General features: G+C 33.9%; 9 protein-coding genes. 7 read left to right on the forward strand and 2 right to left on the reverse strand.

Annotated features, from left to right (window positions below; all coding sequences use genetic code 11):
• Nucleotides 1-44: 44 nt before the first annotated feature.
• Nucleotides 45-2,588 (forward strand): immunoglobulin domain-containing protein, encoded by a 2,544-nt coding sequence (locus tag Q0829_RS08300; RefSeq protein WP_298541708.1) that lies wholly within the window; start codon nt 45-47, stop codon nt 2,586-2,588.
• Between the two features lie 109 nt (nt 2,589-2,697).
• Here the strand turns inward: Q0829_RS08300 and Q0829_RS08305 are convergent, their stop codons facing one another.
• Together Q0829_RS08305 and Q0829_RS08310 are read right to left on the reverse strand one after the other, a co-directional pair.
• Nucleotides 2,698-3,891, reverse strand: coding sequence for a serine hydrolase domain-containing protein (locus Q0829_RS08305; protein WP_298541709.1), 1,194 nt, complete (start codon nt 3,889-3,891; stop codon nt 2,698-2,700).
• A 79-nt stretch (nt 3,892-3,970) separates the two neighbouring features.
• Nucleotides 3,971-6,664, reverse strand: coding sequence for a DUF5916 domain-containing protein (locus tag Q0829_RS08310; protein ID WP_298541710.1), 2,694 nt, complete (start codon nt 6,662-6,664; stop codon nt 3,971-3,973).
• A 274-nt stretch (nt 6,665-6,938) separates the two neighbouring features.
• Between Q0829_RS08310 and rplM the strand changes: the two genes are divergently transcribed.
• From rplM to frr, 6 genes are all read left to right on the forward strand, one after another.
• Entirely contained in the window at nt 6,939-7,394 is a 456-nt protein-coding gene (gene rplM, locus Q0829_RS08315) for a 50S ribosomal protein L13 (protein ID WP_298541711.1), read from the forward strand.
• Nucleotides 7,394-7,780: a 30S ribosomal protein S9 gene (rpsI, locus tag Q0829_RS08320; protein WP_298541712.1), complete on the forward strand. Its 387-nt coding sequence runs from the start codon at nt 7,394-7,396 to the stop codon at nt 7,778-7,780. The genes rplM and rpsI overlap by 1 nt, the downstream gene beginning before the upstream one ends.
• A gap of 130 nt (nt 7,781-7,910) precedes the next feature.
• Nucleotides 7,911-8,771: a 30S ribosomal protein S2 gene (gene rpsB, locus Q0829_RS08325; protein WP_298541713.1), complete on the forward strand. Its 861-nt coding sequence runs from the start codon at nt 7,911-7,913 to the stop codon at nt 8,769-8,771.
• Between the two features lie 164 nt (nt 8,772-8,935).
• Nucleotides 8,936-9,901: a translation elongation factor Ts gene (gene tsf / locus Q0829_RS08330; protein WP_298541714.1), complete on the forward strand. Its 966-nt coding sequence runs from the start codon at nt 8,936-8,938 to the stop codon at nt 9,899-9,901.
• A gap of 452 nt (nt 9,902-10,353) precedes the next feature.
• The gene (gene pyrH / locus Q0829_RS08335; RefSeq protein WP_298542784.1) at nt 10,354-11,061 is read left to right on the forward strand and encodes a UMP kinase; all 708 of its coding nucleotides are present in this window, start codon (nt 10,354-10,356) and stop codon (nt 11,059-11,061) included.
• A 51-nt stretch (nt 11,062-11,112) separates the two neighbouring features.
• A complete protein-coding gene (frr, locus tag Q0829_RS08340) occupies nt 11,113-11,676 on the forward strand; it encodes a ribosome recycling factor (protein WP_298541715.1) in 564 nt (187 codons plus the stop codon).
• Nucleotides 11,677-11,727: the final 51 nt, after the last annotated feature.

Genomic DNA, 11,727 nt, shown 5'->3' on the forward strand with positions numbered 1-11,727 from the left:
AAACTAATTTATTAATTTCGCCGACTATTAAAAAAAGCCCTAAAATGAAAAAACTATTACTTTACCTATTTTTATTATTATCGATCACGGTATCTTCTCAAGAAATATCGGAGAATGATAGAAACGCCCTTGTAGCATTATATAATGCTACAGATGGAGCCAACTGGACAAATACTTGGGACCTAAATGATTCTCCAACAAACTGGTATGGAGTAGTGACCAATATTGTATTTGGATCATCTGGAGCAGAAAGACACGTAGATGAAATCAACCTTTCCGATAATAATTTAACTGGAATCATACCTCAAGAATTAGGAAATTTAAAAGATTTAAACACATTAGAACTTTCCAACAATAACATATCTGGATCAATTCCAGGGGAATTGGGTAATGCAGAAGATTTAAACTATTTATATCTTCAAAATAACAATCTAAATGGAGATATTCCGCCAGAGCTCTTCTCACTAAACGATAGACACTTTTTAGAAGTTAATTTAAGTTATAATCAACTTACAGGAAAATTACCTAATGAAGCTCGAAGGTCCTTCGCTAATGAAGGTGATCTTTTAGTATCAAATAATTTACTAACTGATTTACCGGATTACACGTCATCGGATCTCTTTCTGATAAAAACCTTAGATATTAGCAATAATAATATTTATTTCTCGGTTTTTGAACGAGCACCATCGATAGATAATATAGCAACAGTATTAGAAGATAATGTCGCTAATCTTACCTATACTCCACAAAATAAAATAGACGCAACTGAAAACATAGTGTTAATTGAAGGAGAAAACATTATGTTGTCCGTAACTGGTCTGACTAGCACAAACAATACCTATCAGTGGTTTAAAAATAATACTTTGATTGACGGAGCCACAAATTCGACCTTTGAAATTTCTAATGCTACAACTTCAGATATAGGTCTGTATTATTGTGAAATCAAAAATCCACAAGTTCCCAATTTAACAATCCAAAGAAACTCTATAAATGTAGATACTCAAGGTGCTATTATGGATAGAACTGCGCTGCTAGCTCTCTACAATTCAACCAATGGTGCAAATTGGTCAAATCCTTGGAATCTAAATATTAGTTTCAAAAACAACTGGTCAGGAGTAGCCGTAGACTCCGAAACTAATAGAGTTGTAAGTTTAAATTTATCACAAAGAGGTCTGGAAGGTGAATTACCTGCAGAAATCGGAAATCTTTCAGAGTTAACATATCTTAGTATAGTTGATGACGCATCCAATTCAATGCTTACCGGATCTTTACCAGAAGAAATTATTAATCTGTCTAAATTAGAATTTATTCAAATAAGTCAAACAGGTTTGTCTGGTGTAATTCCCTCTGATTTATTTGCGATAAACTCTTTAAATAGTGTAAATCTCACCTCATTTACATCAAATTTCTTAACATTAGATTTACCAAACGACTTATCCCACCTTACTAATTTAGAAAGTTTAAGTCTCCGACGTATTGATCTTTCTTCTGAAGGTTCTTTTCCTGAAGCACTTTTTCAATTACCTAATTTAATAACCCTATCATTAAACAGCAATCTATTAACTGGTGGAGCATTATCAAACGAAATAGGAAACTTAACTAAACTACAAAGATTGAGTTTACAAGCTAATGATTTTACTGGTCCCATTCCAGAAGCCATAGGACAACTTTCGAATCTTCGCAGTTTAAATATAACAAGATGCGGGCTTAATGGAAACCTACCAGAATTTATAGGTAATCTTATCAATTTGTCATCCTTAACTATTTTTGGTAATGATATAGAAGGGGAAATTCCTAACTCATTTGCTGGTTTAGCCAATTTAACATCCCTAATTTTAACAGGAAACAATCTAAGTGGTTCCATTCCTGATTTCTTGGCTGGTTTTAATAATTTAAACACTATACGATTTGATCAAAATAACTTTTCTGGTCAAATTCCAGATTTCACATTTCTTAATCCAAACAATAATAGTTGGTTATTTTTTGATGATAATAACTTTGTATTTGAGGATTTTGAAAATGAATTTCCCCAGTATCAAACGAATGCTACAGTTTTTCAATTCTCTCCTCAGTCTAATGTTGATTCAGAAGAAACCATTGTAATTACTGAAGGAGAAGAAATAATTTTATCCGTAGAAGCTACGCAAAGCAGTAACAATCTATACCAATGGCGTAAAGATGGTGTAGAAATTGCAGGAGCTATGGAACGAACATACACTATATCTAACTCAACTACTTCTGACATTGGAGAATACGATTGTATTATCACTAATAGTATTGTGAATGACTTAACATTGTTTAGAAACAAAATAACTCTTGATGTTACTCTGGGAACTGAGGATTTCGATACTGCAGGAATTAAAGCGTATCCAGTTCCTACAAAAGATCAACTTGTTTTATCCTTAGGAGCGATTAATGGAGAGCACATTACCGCTTCACTTTACGGAATGCTAGGAAATAAAGTTTTCGAACAAAAGAATCTAACAGATAACCAAATATTAGATTTTTCTAATTTACAAAGTGGAACTTATATTTTAAAGCTACAAACAAACACAAAAACCTATGTGTCTAGAATTATAAAGCAATAAAGTTTTAAAATTAGATAACAAAAAAATAAGCTCTGGGTCTCCAGAGCTTATTTTTTTATAAAGCAACTTGAAATATTTTTTTTATAAATTAAATTCTAGAAATATTACCTCATCCTTTAGAAACATCTGTAAAAAAATCATAGTAACTCAAAAAAGTTGGGATCACAGGACCATTAAAAGGATTTGGGCCATTAAATAAAACACAAACACCTATCTTATTTTCTGGATCTATCATCAATTGTGTTTTATATTGATTAACATTTCCTCCGTGATAAATAATCGTTCTATTTCTATAATCTAACACTCTCCAGCCTTTTGCATAATAAGAGTCTGTAACACCATCCCACAAATTCACATAGGTGTCTTTATCACTAGTACAAATCATTGGGTTAAAAACCTCTGTCAGGCTTTCTTTAGAAATGATATCAGGGCGATACCCTAACAATACTTTTAAATATTCTGCCATGTCAGAAATAGAAGCGTTGATTCCTCCAGCTGCCGCTACATTATAATAGTTTTTATGAAGATTTGTTAACGAATATTTTTTAGAATAATGATTCCATTTATGAGGTAAGGCTACATTGGAATTTCCTTTAATTCCAGCAAAAGTGCTTGAAGCATTTCTCATTCCAGCAGGAACAAACAATCGTTCTTTAAGTAAAGTTTCAAAAGATTTTCCGGTTCCATTTTCCATGACCTCTTCAATTACCGAAAAAACAGCATTCTGATATTCATACGCTGTTCCTTCTTTGGCTACAACTCCGTTTCTTTTAAAATTAGAGATAATACTTTTTAACGGCAGCCCCTTATGTATAAGTTTAGAGTTCGTATACTTATATAATCCCGCAGTATGTGATAAAAGGTGATTAACTTTCAGTCTTTTAGCTTGTGCTTTATCTTTTAGATCAAAAGACTTTACGGATTCTTTTACACCTTGCTCCCATTGCAATTCATTATGATCTACCAGATTTCCGGCCAGAACTGAAGTAACCCCTTTGGATAGACTTGCAATCCTAAACACTGTATTGACATCCACAGAATCTGCTGTATGAATTTCTTTTACACCAAAACCTCTTTTATAAATTACCGTAGAATCCTTAACAATCACTATTGCTGCACCAGGACATTCTGATATATTAAAATTCGTAGCAAAAAATTTCTCATAATGATCCAAAAACAACGACAAAGAGTCTGTCTCTTCGGTTTCCGGTTTTTGATCCGAAACCACCTCTTTTTCCTCCATCTTAGAAGTTGTACAACCAATAATTGATAAAGAAATAAAAAAACCTATAATTTTTTTCATACAGCAATAATCTTAACTGCTGCAAAATACATTTAAAAAAACCTTTTGTAAAAACTTTCTTAGCACCTTTTTTCGATTTTTATAAGACAAATCTATATGTCGCTTTGATTAAAAACGTATTCTCTGGTTGTTGATCCAAAATTTGATTATTTAAGCTTCTAAACAAATGATCTCCTGGATCTCCAAAACCAGTAACACCTTGCGACCATACCAGAAAAATTTCTGATCCAGGAATATACTCCCAACGTAACACCAGGTTTGATCTAAACTGCACAAAAGCAAAATCAGGATTATCAAAGGTATAATCCACTCCTCCTCCATCTTCATCTATAGAGTACACATCATCTGCAAAAGAAATCTGATCTTCATCAAATAAAGTAACCCTTTCACTTAAATCTGAAGCAATAGAATTATTAACATAGTTAAAATCTTTATAAGTACCTCGGGAAATAAAAGGTTGACCGTAATATTGAATTGTAAGATTAGGATTAATATTATAATTGAGTCGAATACTAGCACTCAAGGTTTGCTGATCAATTCTCGCCGTAATATATCTCGGTGTTCCCGAAAAATCAACCTCGGTCACATATTGAGTTTTATTAGGATTTCTCTCGAATTCTGGATTTATAGACATACTAAACGCATTAAATGGCTGATATCTAAGTCTAAGCACATATCGCTGAAAAGAGAAATTATTCTGTTGCGCCTGAGAATTCACATGTCCCATTGTAAAGCTGAACTTTTTTCTTTGGTCAGAGCCAAAAAACAACACTCCGATATTTTCTTCTGAAAAACGGAAACGCGGTCCTCCACGTAAAATAGTGTTTGTAAAAATCCTGGGCTTATGAATATACTCTGCCTCTGCCCACCAATTATTTTTAAAGTTGATCCAACTACTAATCCCATATTGTATTCTGTTGTAGTTTCCATCAAAATCAAAAGTAGAAAATTGATTAAAATTAACATTCCCTCTTCTATACCATTTTGTTGGTTTTAAAAACAGGTAACGAACATTAGCGAATTGTCTAATTTCATCCGCTTGCCTCAAGAAACCAACGTCATTTAATTCTAATTCAGGAGAACGCCAAAACAATCCTCCTTCATATCGCCAATTTCCTCCTCCGGTCTTACCGCCAAGAATCTTACCTCCGGTTCCCGTAAGTGAAGTACGATTAGGGTCTACCTCTACATGATCTGCGTCTACTCTCTGAAAAAGATGCGTTAACTCGTTCTGAGTAGCTTCAATAGCTTCTTTAGATCCTTCTACATGACTCGTTACAATATTCCCTTCAATAAAATATTTTCTATCTTTCCAATTATGCCTAAAATCTAATCCACCAGTATAAGCTGATTTTCTCAAAAAGTTTAGATTATTTTCTCTCACCCCTGCCAGTTCGGATGTTTCGTCGGTATCAGGATCCTCATAATCTATATTTAATATATCGCCCAGGTTTCTATTAACTGCAGTAAAGATGCCTCCGATATATGTATTACGATCATTAAAATCTTTTTGCACTCTACCTACAAAATAATTTGTTAGTGGTTCGACTATTGTTTCTCTCCTATTTCCATCAGCATCTTCAATTTTAGCTATTTCTCTCTCTGTTACACTTTCTAAAATACCAATCGACCAACCATCTTTTGTCTTACCACTAAACTTAGCAGCACCCAAAATAGTTGTATTATTGGGCCGATCTATAAATTCTGTATTAATTGAACTTGATCCTATAGAACCTTGCGGACTTCTTCCGATTCTTCTGGAATAGAACACATTGTCCTGTCCATTCGCAAATCGATAGTCAAAAATGTTTTTATTTTCCACAAAAAATGGTCGTTGTTCTCTAAAGAATATCTGAAAACCGTCTAAAGCTATGGCTGCAGGATCCGCCTCTACCTGTCCAAAATCTGGGTTCACAGTTAGATCCATAGTAAGGTCATTAGTAATACCAATTTTAGCATCCAAACCTCCATTTAATTTAAAATCATCTCCATCTCTAAAAGGATTCCCATCCTCTTCAGGAAAAGTGTCATATTGTAAAACTCCAAAAGGCTGGATTTCTAATTGTTTCTGTGGTTCTATATTAATCAAACCATGCAATTCTCCAAATTCACTAACCCAACCTGGAGCATCTTGTGGAACACGCTGCCATACCGATCTTTCTTCTTTTCTAAAAAATCTTCTAGTTAATTGAAGTCCCCAGATTTGCTCTTTACTTTTACCAAATTTTAATTGACTTAAAGGGATTTTAACTTCAGCAGTCCATCCCTCATCATCTATATTAGTAGCGGTATACCAAATAGGATTCCAACTACCATCCCAGTTATTACCATTATTCGATATAAATTCATCACCTTTTACACCTGCAGCGGTAATGGTAAAAGAAAAACCGGTTCGTTTATCATGATAACTATCCAAATTAATCTCTACCCAATCTCCTGCGAAACCATCTCGTCTGGATAATCTTTTTTCTATTTTATCAGGCTCTGTATCATAACATCTATATGCTATATAAAGATATTTCTGATCATATAGTATTTTAAATTTAGTTTGCTGACTTGGCGGAGTATTTTCATCTGGTTGATTCTCAATAAAATCGCCAGACCATTCTACCAAATCCCAACTTGACTCTTCTATTAAACCATTAATTGTTGGCGCTTCTGACCCGTTAAGAGGTTTGGTAGTATAGACTCTTTTTTTTACAACTGTGGAATCCTGTGCATTGATAAATATTGTAAAAAAGAAGGCTCCTAACACTTGTAGAGTGTACTTCATGATGATTAGTTTTGTTGATTGATGTTTAATGAGTGACTCAAATTATGAATCTTTGTCACAGTTTTCTTACCTATTTAATAAAAAATTAACACGAAAGAGAAGTTTTAAGAGTCAAAACAATAAAAAACCATCCTATAATTGATCTACCTGAAAACCAATGGATCATCTTCTTGAAATAATATCAACTACCTATTTGCTATATAAATATATAATTGTACATTTGCACCCCTATTTTATATAGGAAAGGAATGTTTAATTAGTAAAATTAGTTAGTGTGGACACATTAAGTTACAAGACAGTATCTGCCAATAAGGCAACCGTTTCTAAAGAATGGTTACATATAGATGCTGAAGGACAGACTTTAGGACGTCTATCTTCTGTAGTAGCAATACTATTAAGAGGAAAGCATAAGCCTAACTTTACCCCACACGTTGATTGCGGTGATAATGTAATTATTACAAATGCCGAAAAAATCAACTTAACAGGAAAAAAGTGGACAGATAAATCGTACATCCGTCATACTGGTTACCCTGGAGGGCAAAGGAGTCTTACTGCTCAGGAGTTATTTGATAAAAACCCAGAGCGTTTAATCGAAAAAGCGGTAAAAGGAATGTTACCTAAAAACAAATTAGGAGCAGCTTTATTCCGTAATTTAAAGGTACATGCTGGAGCAAATCACAATCAAGAAGCTCAGCAACCGAAAACTATTAACTTAAAAGAATTTAAGTAATGGAAGTTATTCACAAAATTGGCCGTAGAAAAACGGCTGTAGCTCGAGTTTACCTTAAAGAAGGTTCTGGAAAAGTTACGATCAACAAAAAAGATCTTAACGATTACTTCCCTACTGCTACATTACAATACAAAGTGAACCAACCTTTTGCCTTAACAGACAATGAGGAGAAGTTTGATGTAAATGTAAATGTATATGGTGGAGGTATTACAGGACAAGCTGAAGCGATTCGTCTTGCGATATCCAGAGCAATGTGCGAGTTAGACCAAGAAAACAGAGCAGTCCTTAAACCAGAAGGTTTATTGACAAGAGATCCAAGAATGGTAGAGCGTAAGAAATTCGGACAGAAGAAAGCTCGTAAGAAATTCCAGTTCTCTAAACGTTAATTTATTAAAACAGTATTTGTTGTTATCCCCTATTATAGGGAGTTAGTTTAGCATCTAAATACTCAAGGCCATATCAAAACGATAGCCACTTGAGTATTGCTAATTCAACAGAACGTAAACTATTACAAAAATGGCAAACAATATCGAAGTAAAAGACTTACTTGATGCAGGTGTACATTTTGGTCACCTGACAAGAAGATGGGATCCTAATATGGCACCGTATATTTATATGGAGCGTAATGGAATCCACATCATTAATCTATATAAAACAGCTGCAAAAATTGATGAAGCTAGTGAAGCTTTAAAGAAAATCGCAGCTTCTGGTAGAAAAATCCTTTTTGTTGCTACCAAAAAACAAGCAAAAGAAATCGTTGCTGAAAAAGCAGCAAAAGCTAACCAACCATACATTACAGAAAGATGGCCTGGTGGAATGCTTACCAACTTTGTTACTATCCGTAAAGCAGTAAAGAAAATGGCTGCAATTGATAGAATGAAGAAAGATGGTACTTTCAACACTTTATCTAAAAAAGAACGTTTACAAGTAGACCGTTTAAGAGCTAAATTAGAAAAGAACTTAGGTTCTATTTCTGATATGACTCGTCTACCTGGTGCGTTATTTGTTGTAGATATTACTCGCGAACATATCGCAGTAAAAGAAGCTCAAAAATTAAACATTCCTATTTTCGCAATGGTAGATACTAACTCTGATCCACGTCAGGTACAGTATGTTATCCCTGCAAATGATGATGCTTCTAAATCTATCGACAAAGTAATGACATATGTTAGTGATGCTATTATCGAAGGATTGAGTGAAAGAAAAGCTTCTAAAGAGGCGCCAAAAGCAGATGCTCCAGCTAAAGCTCAAAAAGCACCTGCTAAAACTGAGGCTCCTGCAGCTGAAAAAGCACCTGCAACACCAGTTGTAGAGGCTCCAGCTAAAACCGAAGAAGCACCAGCAGTAACTGAAGCTGCTAAGCAAGAAGAAGAATAAACATTCATTGATTGCTTTCAATCATTAAAAATTATAAAATTAAAGTGTAAGCCTTAAAACTTAACTTTAATATAAAATTAATGAGTCGTTTAGTTCTTTACTTTCGTAGTAATCATAACTAAACGACTTATTTTTTTACACAAACACATTAAATATTAAAAGATATGGTTAAGATAACCGCCGCAGAAGTTAATAAATTAAGAAAAGCTACAGGTGCAGGAATGATGGACTGCAAAAAAGCATTAGTTGAAGCTGAAGGAGATTTCGACAAGGCTATAGATGTACTACGTAAAAAAGGACAGAAAGTTGCAGCTAAGAGAGCAGATCGTGACTCATCTGAAGGAGCCGCTATTGCCAAAATCAATGCAGACAATACTGCCGGCGTATCCATAGTTCTAGGTTGTGAAACAGATTTCGTTGGTAAAAATGATAGCTTTGTTGCTCTAGCAAATGAATTAGCAGAATCAGCACTAAATTATAATTCTAAAGAAGAATTTTTAGCTTCTGATTTTGGAGGAATGACCGTTGCAGAAAAATTAGTTGAACAAACTGGTGTTATTGGCGAGAAATTAGAAATCAATGCTTTTTCTAAATTAGAAGCCCCTTATGTTGGTTCATACGTTCATATAAACAAAATTGCTGCACTAGTTGGACTTTCTTCTAAAGTAGATAAATCTGATGTATTAGCTAAAGATTTAGCTATGCAGATTGCTTCTATGGGAGCGACAACACTTTCTTATAAAGATTTTGACCCTGCTTATGTAGCTTCAGAAACTGAAGCTAGAATAGCTGTAATCGAAAAAGACAATGAAGAATTAGGTCGTTTAGGTAAAACACTAAAAAATGTACCTCAATACATATCAATGTCTCAACTTACTCCTGAAGTTTTAGCGAAAGCAGAAGAAGATGCAAAAGCAGAACTAAAAGCTGAAGGTAAGCCAGAACAAATATGGGATAGAATTCTTCCTGGAAAAATGGAAAGATTTATTTCTGATAATACTACTCTTGATCAAGAGCAATGTCTTCTTGACCAAAATTTTATCAAAGACGAAAAAATCAATGTTGCTAAGTATGTTAAATCATATGGAGATGTTGAAGTAACTTCATTTGAAAGAGTTACACTAGGTTAATATCTTTAGACAAGATACAATCTATTTGGTGAAAACAAAAAGCCGCTTCAATTGAAGCGGCTTTTTTCTTCATTTTTCGAAATATTTTTTCGTAGAATTTAAAATGCTTTTCTAAACATTCTGGACCCCTCCAAAATGCTACCCCAAAAAAGACTAACTCCCCAATCAGTCTAGAATGCATATTACACTTTCGTGAACATGCAAATTCTTAAAAAACATTTCAATACTAATTCAAAAAAATTCCTCATCTCCCCTCTTTTTGTTTTCCTTGTACAAACCTATAACATTATCTAAAGCCAATCAATAGGGGCGTCAGGGGAAAAGAACCCTTTTTTAATATAGCAACTCTATTTTAACATTTCTAGCCTATTTCAGAAAGATTTACCTTTAGCTATTAAAGTATTTTCTAAATTAAGAATATCATTATATTTGCACCACAGTTCAAGCAAATGATGAAATACAATAGAATATTACTAAAATTATCAGGAGAAGCCCTGATGGGAGAGCGTCAATATGGTATTGACCCTAAAAGATTGGCGGAATATGCTAATGAAATTAAACAAATAACTAATAAAGGCGTAGAAGTAGCTATAGTTATAGGTGGTGGTAATATTTTTAGAGGTGTCGCTGGTGCTAGCAAAGGAATGGATAGGGTTCAGGCGGATCATATGGGGATGCTTGCAACTGTGATCAATGGTTTAGCATTACAAAGCGCACTAGAAGATGCAGATATACCTACCAGGCTTCAATCTGCTATAAAAATTAACGAAGTAGCAGAACCATTTATCAAAAGAAGAGCCATTAGGCACTTAGAAAAAGGAAGGGTTGTAATTTTTGGAGGGGGAACAGGTAATCCTTATTTCACAACAGATTCTGCAGCTGTATTAAGAGCAATAGAAATCAATGCAGATGTAATCCTTAAGGGGACAAGAGTAGATGGAATCTACACAGCAGACCCTGAAAAAGATTCGCAAGCTACTAAATTTGATTTCATTACATTTGATGATGTTTTAAGAAAAGGACTTAAAGTAATGGACACAACAGCATTTACGCTAAGTCAAGAAAATGAATTGCCAATTATAGTTTTTGATATGAATAAAACTGGAAACTTATTAAGAGTTATTTCAGGAGAATCTATTGGAACAAAAGTAAACCTATAAGAATAGTGGCTCGTTTTGTGATTCACTAACAAACAAAAGAACTATATTAAGATGAACGAAGAAGTAAATTTTATTCTGGATTCAACTAAAGAATCTATGCAGGGTGCAATAGCCCATTTAGAAAAACAGTTAATTGTAATTAGAGCAGGAAAAGCATCTCCAGCTATGCTTAGTGGAGTTATGGTAGAATATTACGGAAATCCTACGCCATTAAATCAAGTAGGAAACGTAAATACGCCTGATGCCAGAACAATTACAATACAGCCTTTTGAGAAATCTTTAATTCAAGAAATCGAAAAAGCAATTTTAGCAGCCAACCTTGGCTTTAACCCGATGAATAATGGAGAAAGTGTAATCATAAGCGTACCTCCATTGACTGAAGAACGTCGTAGAGACCTTGTGAAACAAGCGAAAGCCGAGGCTGAAGACTCAAAAGTTGGTGTACGAAATGATCGCAAAAATGCGAATACTGAGATAAAAAAATTAGAAAAGGATGGGTTATCTGAAGATATGGCTAAAAATACCGAGACAGACATTCAGCAATTAACTGATACCTATATCAAGAAAATTGACGAAATGCTAGCTGTTAAGGAAAAAGAGATTATGACAGTCTAATTATACTAAACTTACAAAACAGAAGTGTTTTTACAAAAACACTTCTGTTTA

Origin of the sequence: uncultured Aquimarina sp. (genome assembly GCF_947492405.1) — a bacterium.
GTDB lineage: Bacteria > Bacteroidota > Bacteroidia > Flavobacteriales > Flavobacteriaceae > Aquimarina.